This window comes from Pseudomonas gingeri (assembly GCF_013386115.1).
In the GTDB taxonomy this organism is placed as follows: Bacteria; Pseudomonadota; Gammaproteobacteria; order Pseudomonadales; family Pseudomonadaceae; genus Aquipseudomonas; species Aquipseudomonas gingeri.
The window spans coordinates 578,053-598,903 of record NZ_JACAOR010000002.1; the positions used below are offsets into that span (position 1 = coordinate 578,053).

The window sequence follows — 20,851 nt, forward strand, 5'->3', positions numbered from 1 at the left end:
CCTTCGCGTAATGCTTACTCGCCGTGTCGTTACGACTGTTAGCGTAGAACAGGGTTCCTTATCTGCAGGGTTCCTTATTCCCGAGGCGCCTTTCTATACTGGCGCGAACCGGCGCAAGCGCCCTCCCCCAGGAAACAGTCGCGGATGCTCAAGACCCTCGCGGTGGCCAACTACCGCTCCATCAACAAACTGGTGGTGCCGCTCGACCGCTTGAACCTGATCACCGGTCCCAATGGCAGCGGCAAGTCCAACCTGTACCGGGCCTTGCGCCTGCTGGCGGAAACGGCCCAGGGTGGCGTGGTCAATGCGCTGGCCCGCGAAGGCGGGCTGGATTCGACCTTCTGGGCCGGGCCGGAGGCCATCAGCCGGCGCATGCGCAATGGCGAGGTGGCGGTGCAAGGCCTGGTCCGCCAGGGCGCGAAACGCCTGCGCCTGGGGTTCGCCGGGGAAGACTTCAGCTACGCCATTTCCCTCGGCTTGCCGGAACCGAGTTCCTCGCAGTTTTCCCTGGACCCGGAGATCAAGCGCGAATGCATCTGGGCCGGCCCGCTGTATCGTCCCGCCAGCCTGCTGGTGGGCCGTTCGGGCCCCATGGTCAAGGCCCGTGAAGGTCGCGCCTGGGAAGTGCTGGCGCAGCACACCCCGGCCTTCGACAGCCTGTTCGACCAGGTCGGCAACCTGCGCAGCTCGCCGGAAGTGCTGTTGTTGCGCGAGAGCATTCGCGGCTGGCGCTTCTACGATCATTTTCGCAGTGACGCCGAGGCACCTGTGCGCCAGCCGCAACTGGGCACCCGCACGCCGGTACTGCATCACGACGGTCGCGACCTCGCGGCGGCACTGCGGACCATTATCGAGATCGGCGATCCCCAGGCCCTGCAGGCGGCGATCAGCGATGCCTTTCCCGGCTCACAGCTGCAGATCGAGGCGCTGCCGGGCGCGCGCTTCACCATCGAGTTCTACCAGGAAGGGCTGCTGCGACCGCTGTCCGCCGCCGAGCTGTCGGACGGCACCTTGCGCTACCTGCTGCTGGTGGCTGCGCTGCTCACCCCCAGGCCGCCGACCCTGATGGTGCTCAACGAACCGGAAACCAGCCTGCATCCGGACCTGCTGCCGGCACTGGCGCGCCTGATCATCCGTGCGTCCGAGCGTTGCCAGGTGTGGGTGGTGTCCCATGCCAGCCGCCTGATCGCGGCGTTGCAGCAGGACCCCGGCTGCAACTCCATCGTCCTGGAGAAAACCCTTGGCCAGACCGGGATCGTCGGCCAGGGCATGCTCGACGAACCGGCCTGGAACTGGCCGGATTGACGCTGTGCGCCAACTCGTCCGACGGATTTGCCGGATGCCCGGCAGAGGGCTACCTTGCTTTTCATCGCGACACGGATCTTTTGTGCCGATGGACGCTCCAAGCACGGACGAAAACAGCTCGCCCAACGGCCGACCGAAAACAGGGAAGATGATATGGACCAGTCAAAAGCGCCGGAAAAGCTCGATCCGCAGGACATCGTGAAACTGCTGGTGGCCTTGCGCCGGGCCGTCAAAGGCCAATCAATCGGGCGCACCGCCAAACCGCTCTTGTAGGTGCCGGCTTGTCGGGACGACGCCTCGCAGCGACGAGGTCCCTGAGCCTTGCATCGCTCCCGCCGACGTCATCGCCAGCAAGCCGGCTCCTACAGGGTCCGCATCGAACAAGGGATCCGGGCAGGGCACACAATAAAAAACGCCGACGCTGGTTGCTCGTCGGCGTTCAAACCTTGAAGGGATTATTCGCGAATCAGAACGCCGGCAGTACCGCGCCCTTGTACTTCGAATCGATGAAGGCCTTCACTTCCGGGCTGGTCAGGGCCTTGGCCAGTTTCTGGATCGCGTCGCTGTCCTTGTTGTCAGGACGGGCGACCAGGAAGTTCACGTAAGGCGAATCGGCACCTTCGATCAGCAGGGCGTCCTTGGCCGGGTTCAGGCCGGCTTCCAGCGCATAGTTGGTGTTGATCAGGTCCAGGTCGACTTGGTCCAGGACCCGCGGCAGCAGGGCCGATTCCAGTTCCTTGAACTTGAAGTTGTGCGGGTTCTTGGCAATGTCTTTAGGCGTCGACAGGGCGTTTTTCGGATCCTTGAGTTCGATCAGGCCTTTGCTTTGCAGCAGCAACAGGGCACGACCGGCGTTGCTGCCTTCGTTCGGAATCGCGATGGTCGCGCCATTCTTCAGCTCGTCCAGGCTCTTGACCTTCTTCGAGTAGCCGCCGAAAGGTTCGACATGGACACCGATCACGGTGACCAGGTTGGTGCCCTTGCCCTTGTTGAAGTTATCCAGGTAAGGCTTGGTCTGGAAATAGTTGGCGTCCAGGTGCTTCTCGGCGACCTGGGTGTTCGGTTGTACGTAGTCGGTGAAGACCTTGATCTCCAGGTCCACGCCTTCCTTTTTCAGGGTTGGCTTGATCAGCTCGAGGATCTCGGCGTGGGGAATCGGCGTGGCCGCCACCACCAGTTTCTCGCCGGCCTGGGCCAGACCCGCAGTCAGAGCAGCCGCCAATGCGGTAAACAACAGAACCTTTTTCATGCAGTGTCCTTATCGAGAATCACGGTCGTCATCGACGACAGCCTTGAGAGAGGTGCCAGCAAAGTGATATCGCTGGCGTGGAGCAGAAGATACCGATATTTTTTATTCCAGAACAATATCTTTTATTCATCTTCATATTCCATTTTGTTCACTGTCCTACTTCTCTGCAAAAGCGCTGTTTTTGTGGGCGAGGCCTCATGTGGGAGCGGGCTTGCCCGCGAAGCTTCTGGCGCTTTCACTGGCCCCTTCGCGGGCAAGCCCGCTCCCACAGGTGCCACATCGGCAAGCCGGCTCCTGCAAAAGGCACTCGTCTGAATCCGCTCAGCCCAACAGGCGCTTGAGCGCTGCCAGCTCCTCGGGAGAACTGCCGAGGATGAATTGTTCGATCAACCCCAACGGCTCGGGCAGGTTCAGATGCTCCGGCAGGATCTCGTCGCCGCTGCTCACCAGCAAGGCAAAGTGGATGACGTTTTCCAGCTCGCGGGTATTGCCCGGCCAGCTGTGACGCTCCAGCGCGCGCTGGGCGCTGTCGCTGATCAACGGCACCGGCAGGCTCAGGCGCTGGCTGTAGATGCCGAGGAAATACTCGGCCAGGGACAGGATATCGCCGACCCGCTCACGCAACGCCGGCAACTCCAGCCGGCCTTCGCTGAGGTAGTGATAGAGGCGCTCGTGGAATTTCCCCGCCGCCACCGCCTGGGCCAGGTCGATGCTGGTCGCCGCCACCAGGCGCACGTCCACCGGGCTGGGTTGCTGCGCGCCGACACGGGTCACCTCGTGATTTTCCAGGGCCGCCAGCAGCTTGATCTGGATCGGCAGCGGCAGGTCGCCGATCTCGTCCAGGTACAGGGTCCCGCCATTGGCCGAACCGAACCAGCCGGCCCGGCTGCTCACCGAGCTGCTGTGGGCCCCCGCCGCATAACCGAACAGCTCGGCGTCAGCGTAAGTGGGGCTGATGGCGCCGCAGTTGACCGAGACAAACAGCCCGGTACGGTCGCTGGCGCGGTGGATATGTCGGGCCAGCAGTTCCTTGCCGCTGCCGGTTTCGCCGCGGATCAGCACCGGCAGCGCCTTGGGCGCCAGTTGTTCGAGTTCTTCGCGCAACTGGCGCGAACGTGGGTCGACGAACACCAGCGCCTTGGCGCGGATGCTCAGCGGGCTTTTTTCCGCATCGGGAAAGGTCAGCAAAGGCTGGCCGAAGGTTTCATGCAGGCTCATGGCGGACTCCCGCCCCGACCGCCTTGCGGCGGGGGACGTTCAAGCAAGGGAAAAAATCAGGCGCGGCGCAGGGAATGCTGTTCCATGCGGGTCTGCAGGCGGTACAGGTAGGCAAAACCCTGCTCCCAGCGCTGGTGGCCAGACTTCACATTGATATGCCCGGCGCCACTGATGATGCCGGCTTCGGCGCCCCAGCGACGGGCCAGTTCGAGGGCGCGCGGGGCGCTGACGGCGGCATCGTTGTCGGAGGCGACGACCTGGCTCGGGAACGGCAGCAGATCGCCCGGGATCGGCGCGAAATTGCGCAACGCCGGGGCGCAGGCAGGCCGTTCGACATCGGCCGGGGCCACCAGCAAGGCACCGTGGACCTGCCGCAACAGGTGCAACGGCGCGGTTTGCGCCCAGTGGGCGACGGTGATGCATCCCAGGCTGTGGGCAATCAGGATCACCGGCGTGCTGTCGGCGACAATGGCTTCGGCCAGGGCCGCGACCCAGTCTTCACGACGGGGCGTCAGCCAGTCGGCCTGCTCCACCCGCGCACTGTTGGGCAGGCTGTTCTGCCAATGGGTTTGCCAATGATCTTCTGGCGATCCTTGCCAGCCCGGCACGATCAGATAACGAATCGACTCGTTGCGCATGGGGTACACCTCCTCCAGCGTTTGCGTTCCGGATCGAGTATAGGGAGCAGAGTTATATTCGTTAAGGAATAAGAAGCTATTTATTAAGATCACAAAGAAATATAAGAACCGATGAGTCAGTCCCTGCTGACACAACCCCTTGCAGGAGCCGGCTTGCTGGCGATGACGGCCGATCAGGCGATGCAAGACTCACTGGCCTCATCGCCGGCAAGCCGGCTCCCACAGGTTCCGCGTCAATCTGCCATTGCGTGGAAATAAAAAAATAAGAACCGACGATTCAGTCCCTGCTGACACAACCCTTGTAGGAGCCGGCTTGCTGGCGATGGCGGCCGATCAGGCGATGCAAGACTCACTGGCCTCATCGCCGGCAAGCCGGCTCCCACAGGTTCCACGTCAACCTGCCATTGCGTGGAAATAAAAAAATAAGAACCGACGAGTCAGTCCCTGCTGACACAACCCTTGTAGGAGCCGGCTTGCTGGCGATGACGGCCGATCGGGCGATGCAAGACTCACTGGCCTCATCGCCGGCAAGCCGGTTCCCACAGGTTCCGCGTCAACCTGCCATTGCGTGGAAATAAAAAAAGGGCCGCACCCTGCCAAGGAGACGGCCCGAGAAACTCGAGGATCTGTTGCGTTCAGCGGGCGGTGATCACCGACAACTTGGTGATCCCGGCCCGCTCGATGGAGGCCATGGCCCTCGCCACTTCGCCGTAGTTCACGCCATTGTCGGCCTGCAGCTGCACCCGCAGGTCCGGGTCCTTGGCCTTGGCCGCCTGGAGATTGAACTCCAGCAGCTCGGGCTTGATTTCGTCCTTGTTGAGAAACAGCTTGCCGGTCCCGTCGATGCTCACCACCAGCGGGTCCTTCTGCTCCACCGGCGCCACGGCCTCGGTCTTGGGCAGGTTGATCGGAATCGCGTTGGTCAGCAGCGGCGCGGTGACGATGAACACCACCAGCAACACCAGCATCACGTCCACCAGCGGCGTGACGTTGATCTCGCTCAGCACCTCATCGCTGTCTTGGGTGGAAAAGGCCATGTCAGGACGCCTCCTTCACTTTCTGCGCGGAACCCTGACCGGCGCCCTTGTTCGCCGTCGGGTGGATCAGGACCCGGAACGAGCTCTTCTGCGCCAGGCTGTAGAAGTCGTGGGCGAAGTCGTCGAGGTCGGCGGCGGTGAGTTTCAGGCGCCGCAGGAAGTAGTTGTAGACCAGCACCGCGGGCACGGCGACGGCGATCCCCACCCCGGTCGCGACCAGCGCGGCGCCGATCGGCCCGGCCACGGTTTCGAGGCTCGCGGAGCCGGCGGCGCTGATGCCTTTCAGGGCTTCCATGATCCCCCAGACGGTGCCGAACAGGCCAATGAACGGCGAGGTACTGCCGATACTGGCGAGCACTGCCAGACCGGTTTCCAGGGAGCGGCGTTCACGCACGATCTGCTGGCGCAGGGCTCGCTCCAGACGGTCCTGGTGATTGATCGCCTGGCTCAGGTCGGCGGCATGTGGCGCCTCGCCGACCTGGATCGCGGCATAGCCGGCCTGGGCCACGCGAGCGGCGGCACCGGGCTGGGTTTCGCTCAGCTCGGCCGCCGAATCGAGGCTGGAGGCCGCCCAGAACTGCTTGTGGAACTTGCGATCCTGGCCTTTCAGGCGGCCGAACTGCACGGCCTTGAGCAGGGCCAGGCCCCAGGTGGCGACGGAAAAGACCACCAGCAGCCAGATCACCGCGCTTTCGATGGATTGGAGTGGAGATGCCAGTAACGTCATGATGTGTTCCCTCTGTAAAAGCGTTCAGCGCGTGGATTGCCGATCAGTGGATCTTGAAGTCGATGGGTACGCTGACCCAGCCGACCTGGGCGACATCGCCCTGTTTGGCCGGGACAAAGCTCCAACGCTTCACCGCTGCCAGGGCGGCCTCGTCGAGCTGCTCGCGACCACTGCTTTTCTGAATCTGGATCTCGCCCGGTCTACCGCTGGCCAGCACCTGGACCCGCAGCAGCACCGTGCCTTCCCAGCCGCGACGCTGGGCCAGCGACGGATACTCCGGCGCCGGGTTCTTCAGGTACGCGGCGCTGGCCGAAGCCGGGGTCACCGGAGCCGGGCTGGGCGGAGCCGGTGGCGCGGCCGGTGCCGCCGGTTGTGGCGGTGCCGGCGGCTGTTCGACCGGCTTCGGCGCGGGCTTGGGCTCAGGCTTGGGTACCGGCTTGGGCTTCGGTACGGGTTTGGGCTTGGGCGGCGGTGGCGGTTTCACCGCCAGTTCGTCGACCACCGGCGGTGGCGGCTCGACTACCGGTGGCGGCGGTGGTGGCGGCACGGGCGGCGGCGGTTCGACTACGGGCGGTGCCGGCTGGGAAAATTCGATGGTCATCGGCGGGATTTCCGGCGGCACCACCGGCAGCACCGGGGTCTGTTTCTGGCTCAGCCAGTAGATCACCGCGCCATGCAGCACCAGCGCAAACACCCCGAGCAAGATCGCCTCGCGCCGGCTGAGGATGCCCTTGGGCACTTTCTGCAGACGCAACTGCCCCAGCGGCGCGCGATGGGGCCGGCCGAGATCGACCAACTCGCCACCCGGTGCCTGAGGCCTGCGCACCTCATGTGCACTGGCAGCGGTCTGGACATTGCCCATTGAATAACTCCTGCGGTCTTCAGCAAAAAATCGTCGAGGCGCCCATGGCGACGTCGAGGTGCCGATGATCCACGGACCTTGCTTAGTACTTAAAGTAATCTTTGAAGTTATAGATAGATCGAAAATGAATATTAGATTCTGACGATCCGCGTAAGGCCCCGTGTTTCAAGGGCTCCAGCCCAGCGCTGAAAAATCGATGCTTTTCAGGCATTGAAAATATTCCCTGAAGGCATGCTTTCAGGGCCGGAAAACCTCCGTGTCCACAGGGTTGGCGAACACACGGCAACTTTCGCCCCGCCATGCGCGCACGGATAACGGACAAGAAAAGAGAAATGAATGACGGGATAGTTGCAATACAAAGTGCGCAAACAGACTTTTATTTATTGACGGGCACAACAATACATACCGCCAGAACTTCAATCGGACAAGCGCAGAAATGCACTTGTCCTTTCGTTGGCCTGGCAGTATGTCGGTATTGCCTTTGCTGTTACTGTTTGACGAATTCGCCGCCCAGGCCGACCACCTGGCCATCAAAGCCGGTCCGTGATCCGCTGGCGCGCAGTTTCACGTAGATATGGTCCGGGGCGTACGCGGTAAACGCCACGTAGCCCTTGTCGCTGTTGGTACCGATAAAGGCGATGGTGGTGGGATTGCCGGTGTTTTTCTCGAAATGGTAGTGACCGGTGACGCTGTAGTTCACCCCTGCCTGGGTGATCTGCCCGTTGAAGGTACCATTCGAATCGTTGCCATCGGTGACTACCAACTTGGCGTCGGCGTTGTTATTCAGATAAGTTCCATTGATGCTCGACATGATGCGTTCTCCTTATGTCGTTAATACACTCTTCCGCTGAAAGTGGGTCTCTCCTGAAACTCACGACTTGCAGAATGGTAGGACTTCCAAGTTCTGTCCAACCGGCCCGCCCGGTATTTATCAATTGATTGGCTATATGCACCATGAAGGTTGTGAATAACTTATATCCGGCACCGGTCTTATTACAGCCGCTATCCCATCAGCGCGGATCAGAAGTCATAGCGCCCGGTGACCCCCAGGGTCCGTGGTGTGCCAAGCAAGCCCTCATAACCACCGTTACCACCGGTCCAGAGGGTGGTGTAGTAGGTCTTGTCGAAAGCGTTCTTCAGCCATAGCGAGACGTCCCACTGGCCCTGGTTGAAGTCGCCACGCAGGCCGGTGGACAGGTTGACCACGGCATAACTGGGAATCTGCCCGTAGGTCGAATCCTCGACGGTGCCGACGGCCTTGGAGCGGAAGGCATAACTGGCGGTGACATATTCTTCCCAGCCGTTACCCAGGTTCCATTTGTACTCGCCATTGGCGTTGCCGATCCATTTCGACGCGCCGACCACCTGGTGTCCGCTGAGGTCGCAGGAGGCCGGTGCTCCCGGCTGCAGGCTGACCTCCGGCGGGCACGGCGCATCCTTGTAGGACAGGTAGCGGACATCGTTATAGGAGCCGTTGAGGTTGAGCGTCAGGCCGCGCAGGGGAATCAGCGTGCTCTCGACTTCCACCCCGCGTGAGCGCACCGAGCCGGCATTGGTCAGGTACTGCACGCGGTTGTCGGCATCGTAGGCATTGGTCTGGTAACCGTTGACCTGGGTCCAGAACAGGTTGGCGTTGAGTTGCAGGCGCTTGTCCCACAGTGTGCTCTTGAAACCCAGCTCGGCGTTGTTGGCGCGCTCGGTGCCGATCAGCAGCGAATCGGCGCCCGCCGTCGGCGCCGAGCCCACCGCGAGGTTCACACCGCCGGACTTTTCCCCGTGGGACAAGGTGGCGTAACCCAGCAGCTCGTCGGTGAAGCGATAACTCAGGTTCAACAGGCCGGACGGACTGGTGCTGTACTGGCTGAGGTTGCCGGAGTCATAGATACCGGCACGACCGCGGCGGGCCGTGGCCGCGGCACCGGTCACGGCAGCGCCACCGAGCGGCGCATCGCGGGTCACCCAGGCGCTTTTTTCCTCGTAGCTGCCGCGCAGGCCGGCGGTGAAATCCAGGCGTTCGGTCAAGTGCCAGGTGCCCTGGGCGAAGAGCGCGAAACTGTCGGTATCGATATGCCCGTTGCCGATGCTGGTGACGTTGTTCAGCGCGCCGGTGGGGGTGCCGTTCCAGATGTCGGCCTGGGGCCCGTAGTAGCTGAAACTCTTGTTGTCGAGCTTGGAGCCGAAGTAGTACGCGCCCAGCACATAGTCGAAGAAACCGCCCGTGGGCGAGGCCAGGCGAAACTCCTGTGACCACTGCTTGTCTTCCACCGAGACCCCGGCGTTGTAGGCCGCCGGCACATTGAGGCCATCGTCGTTGCGCGGGGTGAAGTTCCACCAGCGATAGGAACTGACGGAGGTCAGGGTGAAATCGTTGGGCAGGGTCCAGTTGGCCTCCAGGGAGCTGCCACCCTGGAACACCGTGACATGCTGCTGGCCATCGAGATTCACCTCGCGATGGGGGCCGTTGGCAAGGGTTGCCCCGGCGGCATTGGCCCGGGACTGGTAGAGGTTGACGCCATTGATGGTCGGGCCGGTGCTGTACAACACGCGGGTCCCGGCACTGGAGTCCTCTTCGTTGTAGTCGCCGATCCAGCGCAGGTTGAAGTTCTCGTTGGGCTTGTACAGCAGTTGCGCGCGAAAGCCATCCCGGGAGCCGCCGTTCAACTCGTGGCCGTCGTATTCGTTCTTGATATCGCCGTCGCTGCGGGTGCGATAGGCCGACAGGCGCCCGGCCAACTGATCGTTGAGCGGGCCCGAAATCGTGCCCTTGGTCTGGAAATAACCGTCCTCGCCGACCGAGCTTTCGATACTGCGCTCCGGGGTGAAGCTCGGCGCCCGGGTGTTGATGTTGATCACCCCGGCGGTGGTGTTCTTGCCGAAGAGCGTGCCCTGGGGACCGCGCAGGACTTCCAGTTGCTCGATGTCCATCAGATCGAAAACCGCCATGCCCGGACGCCCCAGGTAGACGTTGTCGATATACAGCCCGACGCTGCCTTCGAGGCCGTCGCTGGCCGGGTTGTTGCCCAGCCCGCGAATCGACACGCTGGACTGGCGCGCATGCATGTAGGCGACGTTGACGCTGGGTACCAGTTGCTGCAGATCCTGGATGCGATAGACCCGCTGGCTTTCCAGGGCCTGGCCGCCGATCACGCTGATGGGCGTGGGCACGCTCTGGGAGCTTTCCTCGCGGCGCCGGGCGGTGACGGTCACGGTTTCCAGCCGGCCGCTGTCGGCCTTGGGTTTGCTGCTGGCGGCGACGGGTGCCGTCTCCACAGGGGGTTCGCTTTCGGCGGCATGGCCCAGCGACCAGCTGGCGCTCCCCGCCAGCAACAGGGCCAGGGGCAAGCGCTTGAGCCGCCGCGAAGGGTGATGCACAGCAAGATTGAACGAACTCATGGGCGGCTCCTGGTCAAAAAATACACAAGACGCATATTCTTTAAAGTTATTTATTTATGTTTTTACAAAGATTTACTGCATAAGAGATTGCCTTTATAAGGAGTTGACCTAATGCATAGCCAATGCATTTCCCCGATATTTTTTATGTGAAAAATGCATATCGATCTGCGCCAACTCCGCCACTTCATCGCCCTCGCCGAGCAGCGCAGTTTTGTCGCCGCCGCCCTCGCGGTGAACCTGTCGCAGTCGGCGTTCAGCCGCAGCATCCAGGCCCTGGAACACAGTGCCGGCTGTCAGTTGGTGGATCGCGGACGCAAGGACCTGGCCCCGACCAAACAGGGCCAGGTATTGCTCGAACATGCCCGGCGACTGGTCAGCGGGGCCCAGCAACTGGCCAATGAAATCAGCCAGTTCAACGGCCTGGAGGCCGGGGAGTTGCGTTTCGGTTGCGGGCCGGCCCCGGCCTCGGGACTGATCCCCCGCGCCATCGGCCATTTCATCGGGCGCTACCCGAAAGCCCGGGTACAGTTCCAGGTGGATGACTGGCAGAGCCTGAGCAAGCGCCTGCTGAACGAGGAGTTCGAATTCTTTGTCGCCGACACCCGCAGCTTCGAGGCCAACCCGGATTACCTGACCCAGCGCCTGCGCCCGCGCAGATGGCATTTCTGCTGTCGGGCCGGGCATCCGCTGGCGGCGCAGGCGAGTGTCACGGCCGAGCAGTTGCTGAGTTATCCGCTGGCCTCGACGATTCGCCCACCGAACCTGCGCAAGGTGATCGTCGATCTCAGCGGTCGCCCGGATTTCACCCCGCAGGTGGAGTGCGAAAGCGCGTTCAGCCTGCTGGGCGTGGTGTTGCGTTCGGATGCCATCGGCATCTGCGGGGAGAACAGCGATGCCTGGGAATACGCCCGGGGCGATCTCGTGCGACTGAAGATCGACGGGCTGGCGGATGACCTGGAGGAGCTGTACACCCGCTACGGCATCGTCAGCCGGGCCGGGTATCGTTTATCGCCGCTGGCCGAAGCGATGATCGAGCAGATCAGGAGCGAAGATGCTCTGGAAGCGGATGAGGTGTGCAACCTGGAGCAGGTTGCTGTCTGAACCCACCCCTTCGCGGGCAAGCCCGCACCCACAATGCCCGCGGGGCTCGCCCCCTTCGTGGGAGCGGGCTTGCCCGCGAAGATGCCCGGAAGACCACCGCAAACCGCCTCCCATGCACGGCATGCATCGGAAACAGTCGCCAAATGCGCTTGCCGAAAGCCGCGCCGCAACGCGAAATCCTTCACCTGTCTTCCTCTGCGGTGAACTCCCATGCCCCACGTGCGCAACGTGCTCTACATCATGTGCGACCAACTGCGTCGCGACTACCTGTCCTGCTACGGCCACCCCCATCTGCAGACGCCGAACATCGACCGCCTGGCCGCCGCCGGCGTGCGCTTCAGCCGCGCCTATACCCAGGGCACCATCTGCGGACCGTCGCGGATGTCGGCCTATACCGGACGCTATGTTAGCAGCCACCAGGTGGCCTGGAACGCCGTGCCGCTGCCCCTGGAAGAGCTGACCATCGGCGACTACCTGCGCCCCCACGGCATCCGCACCGCCCTGGTCGGCAAGACCCACGCCACGCCCAATCTCGACGCCCTGCAGCGGCTGGCCATCGACCCCGACAGCGCCCGGGCCGAGCCGCTGAACGAAGTCGGCTTCGAAGCCTGGATGCGTCACGACGGCATCTACCCTGACAGCCCGCTGTTCGCCGACAAGCGCGAGTCGGCCCCCTACACCCACTACCTGCGCGACCTCGGTTATGGCGGCAGCAACCCCTGGCATGACTGGGCCAACGCCGCCGAAGGCAGCGACGGCGAAATCCTCAGCGGCTGGAAAATGCGCCACGCCCATCTGCCCGCACGGATCCCGCAGCAGCACTCGGAGACGGTGTATACCACCGACCGCGCCATCGACTTCATCAACCAGCAGGGCGAACAGCCGTGGTGCCTGCACCTGTCGTATATCAAGCCGCATTGGCCCTACCTCGCCCCTGCGCCCTATCACGCCCTGTACGGGCGCGAGCAGGTGGTGCCGGCGGTGCGTGCCGAGCCGGGCGAGGCCAGTGATCACCCGGTCTACAACGCTTTCCGCCAGCACGAGGAAAGCCTGAATTTCTCCCGGGACGAAGTGCGGTTGAATGTGGTGCCGACCTACATGGGCCTGATCAGACAGGTGGATGACCAGCTCGGGCGACTGTTCGACGTGCTCGAAAGCAGCGGCCGCTGGGATGACACGCTGATCGTGTTCACCAGCGATCACGGCGATTTTCTCGGCGATCATTTTCTCGGGGAAAAGGAGTTCCTGCTGGAGCCGGCGGTCGGCGTGCCACTGATCGTGCGCGACCCACGGACAGCGGCGGACAGCACGCGCGGCACGGTGGATGCACGCCTGGTGGAAACGATCGACGCGCTGCCGACCTTTCTCGACGCGCTGGGCCTACCGACGGCGGAACACCGGCTGGAAGGCCGTTCGCTGGTGCCGTTGCTGCATGGCGGACAACCGCACTGGCGCCGCTATGCCATCGCCGAATACGACTACGCGTTCCAGGCCCCGGCGCGGGAACGCCTGGGGCAGGCGATCGATCGTTGCCGGATGACCATGGTGCGCAGCGAGCGCTGGAAATACCTGGCGTATGACGGCTTCCGACCGCAGTTGTTCGACCTCCAGGAAGACCCCCAGGAACTGCGCGACCTGGGGGCCGATCCGGCATTCGCGACGGTGCGTGAAGAGCACCTGGGCTATCTGCTCGACTGGCTGCGCGGCCTGAAGCGCCGGACCACCATCAGCCACGAGGAGATCGACCTGCGCGGCCAGCGCTTTCGGTATGGCGAACCGGAAGCGGAAAAGGTGGTGCAGATCGGCGTCTGGTAAAACCTCCAGGGCCTCTTCGCGGGCAAGCCCGCGAAGGCGGCGGTCCTGTCACCGCGATACTCAAGCCCCCTTGAGCGTCTGGCTGCGCTGCCCATGCACACCCACCGGCACTTCGCCCCTGAGCGTCACCCGCCGCACGATCCGTTCCTGGGTGCCATAGTCGTCCACCGCGTAATGCTGGGTCGAACGGTTATCCCAGATCGCCACATCGCCGCTCTGCCAGCGCCAGCGCACAGTGTTTTCCAGGCGGGTCACATGGCTCTGCAACAGGTTGAACAGGTGCGCCGAATCCGCCAGCGAATAGCCCTTGATGCGCTTGACGAAGTGCCCCAGCAACAGGCTCCTCTCGCCGCTGATGGGATGCACCCGCACCACCGGATGCTCGGTCTCGTACACCGTCGAGGTGAAGACCTGGCGGTAGCGCTCGAGCTTTTCCGCCGAGACATTCGGCCGCGAGCCGGCGTAGTCGTATTCGTTGCTGTGCACCGCCCAGAGCTTGTCCGCCAGCTCGCGCAGTTCCGCCGGCAACTCCTCGTAGGCCGCCGCCGTATTCGCCCAGACGGTGTCGCCACCGGAGGTCGGCGCCAGCACCGAACGCAGGATCGAGGCCTTAGGATAGGCGTCGACGAAGGTCACGTCGGTGTGCCAGGAGTTGGCCCGCTGGCCCTGCGCGCCGTCCAGCTCCAGCAGGTAACGCGTGCCGTCGCGCACCGGCACCGTCGGATGCGCCACCGGCTCGCCGAGCAAGTGCGAAAAGGCCTCCTGACTCTGGTCATCGAGGTGGGTCTGGCCGCGGAAGAAAATCACCTTGTACTGCACCAGTGCCTGCTGGATCGCCTCGATGACGTCCGCCTCCAGGGCGCCGGAAAGCTCTACGCCGCGGATCTCGGCGCCGATACGACCGGCCACCGGATGGATCTCCAGGGTGTGCACAGCGGGTTTTACAGCAAGTGCGGCATTGCTCATGGGTGAACCCTCGTCGGACTGCTTACGGTTTGAGCCGCAGCGAAACAACGCTCTATCTATATTCAATTTAGATCTAATAGATATTCACATGCTTCGTTGACGGAATAAGAGCTTGCATTTAAAACCTCAAGCCTCACTCGTCGCAAATGCCTTCGAGCTATTTTTCGGATGCCGGGAAAGCATATGGATCTTCGCCAACTGCGCTATTTCATCGCCCTCAACGAACACCGCAGTTTTGTCCGCGCGGCAGACGCCATGGGCATCACCCAGCCAGCCTTCAGCCGCAGTATCCAGGGGCTGGAACAGGAGTTCGGCTGTGTGCTGGTGGACCGCGGCAACAAGGACCTGCGCCCGACGCCCGAAGGCCAGGTGGTGTTGCAACATGCCCTGACCCTGGTCCAGGGCGCGGCGCTGCTGAGTGCTGAAGTGACCCAGATGACCAAGCTCGACGCCGGCGAACTGCGCTTCGGTTGCGGCCCCGCGCCGGCGGTGAAACTGGTGCCGGAAGCGGTGGCGCGATTTATCAACGCCCACCCGAAAGTGCGCACCCGGTTCCAGGTGGATAACTGGGAAAAGCTCAGTCGCAGCCTGAGCCGCGAGGAGATCGAATTCTTTATCGCCGACATCCGCCATTTCGAGGCCGACCCGAACTTCCAGACCCAGGCACTGACGCCCAGGCGCGGCGTATTCTTCTGCCGCCCCGGGCATCCGTTGCTGGCCAAGGAAAGCCTGTCGACCAACGATATGTTCGACTATCCGCTGGCGACCACGCTGATCCCGCCGGGCATCCGCAAGCTGCTGGCGAACCTCAGCGGGCGCACGGATTTTTCGCCGAATATCGAGACCGAGCATTTCCCGGCGCTGGTGAAGATCGTCCGCCAGTCCAATGCGATCGGCGTCGGCACCCATGAGGCGTTCGTCGAAGATGTGGCCCAGGGCACGCTGGTGCTGCTGCACTGGCGCAACCTGCCGCAGAACATCGAGAGCATGAACGCCCGCTGCGGGATCGTCAGCCGCACCGGCTTCCGGCTGTCGCCGGCGGCGCGGGCGATGATCGAGACGCTGGTGGCGGTGGACAGCCAGGAAGATCGCGTCGCCGTTTAGGACCTCTTCGCGGGCAAGCCCTCAGGCGCGACCGATCACAACCCTGCCGCCGCCAGGTTCGGTGCCACCCAGTCGGTCACCTTGAACGGCTTGCGGATCAGCTTCTGCTGGACCGCCAGATCCACCGAATCCTGCAGTTTGCCAAGGAACACCGGGTCCAGTTGCGAAGGGAAAATCTCGCTGAGTTTCTCGTCCTTCAGGTCCTGCTGGAGAATCACCGGTGGATAACTGGCCAGTCCCGAGACCAGTTGGACATAGGCATCCTTGTTGCCATCCTCGGTCAGCCATTCCACGGCTTGCTGCTGGGCCTTGAGCAACTTGTCGACCACATCCGGGTGGGCATCGACAAAGGCCCCGGAACCCACCAGCACGCTCTGGATGCTGCCGGCCCCGCCCAGCGCCTTGGTGTTCACCGGCAACTCAGCCAGGCCCTTGGCCTGCAATGCCGTCAGGTTCGAACTGCCCCACGACGCATCGATCTGCTTCGCCGCCAAGGCCGCCACCGCCGCGCTGAAATCCAGGTTGATGACCTTGAAGTCCTTCTCGCTCAAGCCCTGGCTGGCCAGCGCGGCATCGAAGGAAAGCTGGCTGGCGGTGCCACGGAATACCGCCACGCGCTTGCCCTTGAGGTCCTCCAGGGTCTTGATCCCCGAGCCGGGCACCACGCCCAGGTACTGCTTGACCCCTCGCGCCGAGGCACTCAGCAACCGCGTATCCAGCCCGTTCGACTTGCCGATGATCGCCGCCAGGTCGCCCAGGTAGGCGAAGTCCACCTGACCGTTGGCGAAGGCTTCATTGATCACCGGGCCGGCGCCCTTGAAGAAATTCCACTGCACCTTGATGCCCTGGTCGGCAAAGGCCTTTTCGTAGATCTGCCGGCTGCGCAGCACATCCACCACACCGCCGCCGCTGTGTTCGGTGCCGGCGCTCAGGTCGGGCACGGCAATGCGGATTTCCTTGAGCTCGGCCGCCTCGGCCGAGAGCGGCAGGTAGCCCAGCACGCCAGCCAGGGCGGTGGTGGCGAACAGGCGGACGACGCCGCCTTTGAACAGGGTTTTCATGGGGTGGTGCTCCTTTGCGACAGGCTTCGAGGCGCTGAAGGTAGGCACAGCCCTGATCAACAATAAAATACTAATAATTCACATTTTAGTAACTTTAAAGAATATAAGCACTGAAACACCGCTCCCACCGCGCCATGCATGCAGTGCATCGAAAATATTCTTCGAATGCATTGGATGCTTGCCTTGTACGGGCCTTAAATGGCTTTTTTCTTATCTCCCAATAGAATCGATAAGATTTTTTATAGAGCCAATAAGCATATACAAACGAGCTTATTCAAATCAGCGCCGTGCATCGCCCGGAACACCGACAACGGAGGTCTGCCATGGCCCGTGTTTCTCTCCTCAGTCTGCCGCTGACACTCCCGCCCGCCGGACACCGGCGGTCATGGCCGAGCCTCGGCCCGCGGGCATTGCCCTGGCTGCTGCCCCTGACGCTGGCGGCCCTGTGGTGGATCGCCAGCCGTGAGCGGTGGATGAGCGAGCAGATCCTGCCGCCGCCGTCGCTGGTCTGGCAAAGCGCCCTGGACCTGGCCGGCGGCGAATTGTGGAGCCACCTGTGGATCAGCCTGCAGCGCCTGCTGCGCGGTCTGCTCGCCGGGGTCGGTATCGGCGCCCTGCTGGGTGGCTTGCTGGGGTTCAGCCGGCGCGCCGAGCGCTGGGTGTTCCCCACCTTCAGCGCCCTCGCGCAGATCCCGACCCTGGCCTGGATTCCGCTGTTCATGGTGTTTTTCGGCATCGGCGAAATGCTCAAGCTGGTGGTGCTGATCAAGGCCGTGGTGGTGCCGGTGACCCTGCATACCCTGGTCGGTGTACGCGATGCCCAGCCGAGGCTGCGCGAGGCCGCGGCGGTCCTGCGCCTGCCGCCGTACCTGCTGGTCCGCCGGCTGATCCTGCCCGCCGCGCTGCCGGCGTTCATGGCCGGCCTGCGCCTGGCGCTGGCCGCCGGCTGGACCTCGTTGCTAGCCGTGGAACTGCTGGCCTCCAGCGAGGGTATCGGCTACCTGATGGTCTATGCCCGGCAACTGTTCATGCTGGATATCGTCTTTGTCTGCATCCTGGTCATCGGTGTGCTCGGCGTGCTGATGGACCGGGGCATCGCCCTGCTCGACCGGCGCCTGGTGCACTGGCCGCACCCGGCCACCGCCCAGATTCCCCGTGGCCCGCGGTATCAGGGCTGGCAACGCCTGCAACCCTGGGCACTGCCGCTGATGCTGCTGGTGCTCTGGCAAGGTGCGAGCGACCAGCAGTGGATCGACGCGAACATCCTGGTCAGCCCCTTGGCGGTGCTGCACAGCCTCTGGAGCGGGATACTCGACAACAGCCTGCCCGCCAGCCTGGGCCTGAGCCTGAAACGCACCCTGGCCGGCCTGCTCCTCGGCGGGTCCCTGGGCTTTGGCCTCGGCTTGCTGCTGGGCCTGTCGAAAACCGGCGAGCGCCTGCTCGGCCCGAGCCTGTCGGCCCTGCGCCAGATCGCGATTTTCGCCTGGGTGCCGCTGCTCACCGCCTGGTTCGGCCTGGGCGAACTGGCCAAGGCGGTGTTCGTCGCCCTGGCCGCCTTCTTCCCGTTGTTTATCGCCACACAGCGCAGCGTCGCCAACCTGTCGCCGCAACTGACCGAAGCCGCCCGGGTCCTGCGCCTGAACCTCTGGCAGCGCCTGCGCAAGCTGGTGTTGCCCGGTGCCGCCCCGGGGATTTTCGCCGGGCTGCGCCTGAGCCTGATCTACGCCTGGCTCGGCACCCTCGGCGCCGAATACTTCATGCCGTCCAACGGCGGTATCGGCGCGGTGATGATCGGTGCCCAACAGCTGCTGCGCATGGACGTGATCATGGCCGGCATGCTCCTGGTCGGTCTCACCGGCGCCCTGATCAACCTGCTCGGCCAACGCCTCGAAAGCCGCGCCACCCGCTGGAGACACGCATGAACGCACCGATTGTCAGCTTCAACCAGGTCGGCAAATCCTTCGACGTCGACGGCGCCGAACTGCAGGCCATCGATGAATTCAGCCTGGATATCGCCGAAGGCGAATTCGTCGCCATCGTCGGCTCCAGCGGTTGCGGCAAATCCACCTTGCTGCGCCTGCTGATCGGCCTGGACACGGCCTTTCGCGGCGAGATCCGCGTCGACGGCCAGGCAATCGCGGGCATCGGCAGCGAACGCGGCATCGTGTTCCAGGAACACCGGCTGTTTCCCTGGCTGACGGTCGCGGAAAACATCGGCCTGGGCCTGGTCAACGAGCCGCTGGGCAGCGCCGAGCGCCAACGCCGCATCGACGATTTCATCCAGCTGGTGGGGCTCGGCGATTTCACCCGCGCCTATCCGCACCAGCTCTCCGGCGGCATGGCCCAGCGCGTGGCGATTGCCCGCGGCCTGGTCGCCAGCCCGCGCATCCTGCTGCTGGACGAACCTTTCGGTGCCCTCGACGCCCTGACCCGCCAGCAGATGCAGGACGAGCTGCTGGCCATCCGTGCCCGGGCGAAAATCACCACGCTGCTGGTCACCCACGATGTCGAGGAAGCGATTTTCCTGGCCGACCGGGTGGTGGTGATGGAACCGCGTCCTGGACGGATCAAGCAGGTGGTCGAAGTCGCCCTGCCCCATCCGCGCCAGCGCAGCAGCTTCGACTTTCACCAGTTGCGCGAGGAACTGCTCCACGAGCTCACCAGCGACGGCCACTACCAGCCGCCGGCTCCCGAGCAGATACGCGACCTGCCCCTGACCTTCATTGCCTGCTGAGAGGAACCCCGACATGGCGCAACGCCCGAATTTCCTGGTGATCCTGGCCGACGACCTCGGCTTCTCCGATATCGGTGCCTTCGGCGGCGAGATCGCCACGCCGAACCTCGACGCACTGGCCCATGGCGGCCTGCGTCTGACCGATTTTCACACCGCGCCGACCTGTTCGCCGACCCGTTCGATGCTGCTGACCGGCACCGATCACCATATCGCCGGGATCGGCACCATGGCCGAGGCGCTGACCCCGGAGCTGATCGGCAAGCCGGGCTACGAGGGCTATCTCAACGACCGCGTGGTGGCCTTGCCCGAACTGCTGCGCGACGCCGGCTACCAGACCCTGATGAGCGGCAAATGGCACCTGGGCCTGACCGCCGAGCTGGCGCCCCATGCCCGTGGTTTCGAGCGTTCTTTCTCGCTGTTGCCCGGCGCCGCCAACCATTACGGCTTCGAGCCGAGCTACGACGACCGCACGCCGGGACTGCTCAAGTCGACTCCGGCGCTGTACATCGAGGACGACCGTTTCGTCGAGCAACTGCCAGAGGACTTCTATTCCTCCGATGCCTTTGGCGACAAGCTGCTGCAATACCTCAAGGAGCGCGACCAGACCCGGCCGTTCTTCGCCTACCTGCCGTTTTCCGCGCCGCACTGGCCGTTGCAGGCACCGGCCGAAGTGGTCGCCCGGTACAAGGGCCGCTATGACGCCGGGCCGGAGGTGCTGCGCCTGGAACGCCTGGAAAAGCTCAGGCAACTGGGACTGATCGACACGGAGGTGGAGCCGCATCCGCTGCTGGGCCTGAACACCGAATGGGCGGCCCTGAGCGAGGAACAGCGCCAGGTGTCCGCACGGGCCATGGAGGTCTATGCGGCGATGGTCGAGCGGATGGACTGGAATATCGGCCGGGTGGTGAATTACCTGCGCAACCAGGGCCTGCTGGACAACACCTTTATCCTGTTCATGTCCGATAACGGCGCCGAGGGTGCGCTGCTGGAGGCCTTTCCCAAGTTCGGCCCGGAACTGCTGAGCTACCTGAACCAGCACTACGACAACAGCCTGGCGAATATCGGCCGGGCCAATTCCTACGTCTGGTACGGCCCGGCCTGGGCCCAGGCGGCGACGGCGCCGTCCCGGCTGTTCAAGGCCTTCACCACCGAAGGCGGGATCCGCGTGCCGGCGCTGCTGCACTATCCGGCGCTGACCCGGCCGGGGCAGATCAGCCATGGCTTTTCGACGGTGATGGATATCACCCCGACCATTCTCGACCTGGCCGGCGTGCGCCATCCGGGCAAGCGCTGGCGCGGCAAGGACGTGGCGCCGTTGCGCGGCAAGTCGTGGCTGGGCTTCCTCTCGGGCGAGACGGCGCAGGTGCATGACGAACACACGGTCACCGGCTGGGAGCTGTTCGGCCGGCGGGCGATTCGCCAGGGACACTGGAAGGCGGTGTATATCCCCGGCCCCGTGGGGCCGGCGACCTGGCAACTGTATGACCTGAGCGTCGACCCCGGGGAAATTCATGACCTGGCCCAGGCCCTGCCGGACAAGCTTGACGCCCTGGTCGGGCATTGGCAGCGCTATGTCGAGGAAACCGGGGTGATCCTCAGTGCTTCGCCGTTCCAGCCGGATTGAGACAAGAGCGAAACCTC

Annotated in this window: 17 protein-coding genes; 7 read left to right on the forward strand and 10 right to left on the reverse strand. The window is 63.6% G+C overall.

Going from position 1 to position 20,851, the window contains the following annotated elements:
- Positions 1 to 144 precede the first annotated feature (144 nt).
- Positions 145 to 1,305, forward strand: a complete 1,161-nt coding sequence (locus HX881_RS07335; protein WP_177083711.1) for an AAA family ATPase — start codon at positions 145 to 147, stop codon at positions 1,303 to 1,305.
- 466 nt (positions 1,306 to 1,771) lie between these two features.
- Here HX881_RS07335 and HX881_RS07340 read toward each other — a convergent pair whose 3' ends face one another.
- The 8 genes from HX881_RS07340 to HX881_RS07375 all read right to left on the reverse strand — a co-directional run bounded on the left by HX881_RS07340 (position 1,772) and on the right by HX881_RS07375 (position 10,429).
- Positions 1,772 to 2,554 (reverse strand): MetQ/NlpA family ABC transporter substrate-binding protein, encoded by a 783-nt coding sequence (locus HX881_RS07340; protein WP_177083713.1) that lies wholly within the window; start codon positions 2,552 to 2,554, stop codon positions 1,772 to 1,774.
- A 321-nt stretch (positions 2,555 to 2,875) separates the two neighbouring features.
- On the reverse strand, positions 2,876 to 3,772 hold the full coding sequence (locus tag HX881_RS07345) for a sigma 54-interacting transcriptional regulator (RefSeq protein WP_177083715.1): 897 nt from the start codon (positions 3,770 to 3,772) through the stop codon (positions 2,876 to 2,878).
- Between the two features lie 56 nt (positions 3,773 to 3,828).
- Positions 3,829 to 4,410, reverse strand: coding sequence for an alpha/beta hydrolase (locus tag HX881_RS07350; RefSeq protein ID WP_177083717.1), 582 nt, complete (start codon positions 4,408 to 4,410; stop codon positions 3,829 to 3,831).
- Positions 4,411 to 5,045: 635 nt separating this feature from the next.
- The gene (locus HX881_RS07355; RefSeq protein WP_017124728.1) at positions 5,046 to 5,447 is read right to left on the reverse strand and encodes an ExbD/TolR family protein; all 402 of its coding nucleotides are present in this window, start codon (positions 5,445 to 5,447) and stop codon (positions 5,046 to 5,048) included.
- Position 5,448: 1 nt separating this feature from the next.
- On the reverse strand, positions 5,449 to 6,174 hold the full coding sequence (locus tag HX881_RS07360; RefSeq protein WP_177083719.1) for a MotA/TolQ/ExbB proton channel family protein: 726 nt from the start codon (positions 6,172 to 6,174) through the stop codon (positions 5,449 to 5,451).
- A gap of 43 nt (positions 6,175 to 6,217) precedes the next feature.
- Positions 6,218 to 7,036 carry an energy transducer TonB gene (locus tag HX881_RS07365; RefSeq protein WP_177083721.1) on the reverse strand — a complete coding sequence of 273 codons (819 nt, stop codon included), beginning with the start codon at positions 7,034 to 7,036 and terminating at the stop codon, positions 6,218 to 6,220.
- A 487-nt stretch (positions 7,037 to 7,523) separates the two neighbouring features.
- Positions 7,524 to 7,847, reverse strand: a complete 324-nt coding sequence (locus HX881_RS07370; RefSeq protein WP_177083723.1) for a hypothetical protein — start codon at positions 7,845 to 7,847, stop codon at positions 7,524 to 7,526.
- 209 nt (positions 7,848 to 8,056) lie between these two features.
- Positions 8,057 to 10,429, reverse strand: coding sequence for a TonB-dependent receptor (locus HX881_RS07375; protein ID WP_177083725.1), 2,373 nt, complete (start codon positions 10,427 to 10,429; stop codon positions 8,057 to 8,059).
- Positions 10,430 to 10,582: 153 nt separating this feature from the next.
- Here HX881_RS07375 and HX881_RS07380 point away from each other — a divergent pair, with 153 nt between their 5' ends.
- On the forward strand, positions 10,583 to 11,530 hold the full coding sequence (locus HX881_RS07380; RefSeq protein WP_017124732.1) for a LysR family transcriptional regulator: 948 nt from the start codon (positions 10,583 to 10,585) through the stop codon (positions 11,528 to 11,530).
- Positions 11,531 to 11,740: 210 nt separating this feature from the next.
- The gene (locus HX881_RS07385; protein WP_177083727.1) at positions 11,741 to 13,345 is read left to right on the forward strand and encodes an alkaline phosphatase family protein; all 1,605 of its coding nucleotides are present in this window, start codon (positions 11,741 to 11,743) and stop codon (positions 13,343 to 13,345) included.
- 60 nt (positions 13,346 to 13,405) lie between these two features.
- Here HX881_RS07385 and HX881_RS07390 read toward each other — a convergent pair whose 3' ends face one another.
- Entirely contained in the window at positions 13,406 to 14,311 is a 906-nt protein-coding gene (locus tag HX881_RS07390) for a TauD/TfdA dioxygenase family protein (protein WP_042934737.1), read from the reverse strand.
- Between the two features lie 183 nt (positions 14,312 to 14,494).
- Between HX881_RS07390 and HX881_RS07395 the strand changes: the two genes are divergently transcribed.
- Positions 14,495 to 15,415: a LysR family transcriptional regulator gene (locus HX881_RS07395; protein WP_177083729.1), complete on the forward strand. Its 921-nt coding sequence runs from the start codon at positions 14,495 to 14,497 to the stop codon at positions 15,413 to 15,415.
- 35 nt (positions 15,416 to 15,450) lie between these two features.
- Here HX881_RS07395 and HX881_RS07400 read toward each other — a convergent pair whose 3' ends face one another.
- The gene (locus tag HX881_RS07400) at positions 15,451 to 16,476 is read right to left on the reverse strand and encodes an ABC transporter substrate-binding protein (protein WP_177083731.1); all 1,026 of its coding nucleotides are present in this window, start codon (positions 16,474 to 16,476) and stop codon (positions 15,451 to 15,453) included.
- Positions 16,477 to 16,799: 323 nt separating this feature from the next.
- On the opposite strand from HX881_RS07400, the gene HX881_RS07405 reads away from it, so the two are divergent.
- The 3 genes from HX881_RS07405 to HX881_RS07415 are packed head-to-tail and all read left to right on the forward strand — an operon-like array spanning position 16,800 to position 20,834.
- On the forward strand, positions 16,800 to 18,398 hold the full coding sequence (locus tag HX881_RS07405; RefSeq protein WP_103032480.1) for an ABC transporter permease: 1,599 nt from the start codon (positions 16,800 to 16,802) through the stop codon (positions 18,396 to 18,398).
- A complete protein-coding gene (locus HX881_RS07410) occupies positions 18,395 to 19,210 on the forward strand; it encodes an ABC transporter ATP-binding protein (protein ID WP_177083733.1) in 816 nt (271 codons plus the stop codon). Before HX881_RS07405 ends, HX881_RS07410 begins: the two co-directional genes overlap by 4 nt.
- A 13-nt stretch (positions 19,211 to 19,223) precedes the next feature.
- Entirely contained in the window at positions 19,224 to 20,834 is a 1,611-nt protein-coding gene (locus HX881_RS07415; protein ID WP_177083735.1) for an arylsulfatase, read from the forward strand.
- Positions 20,835 to 20,851: the final 17 nt, after the last annotated feature.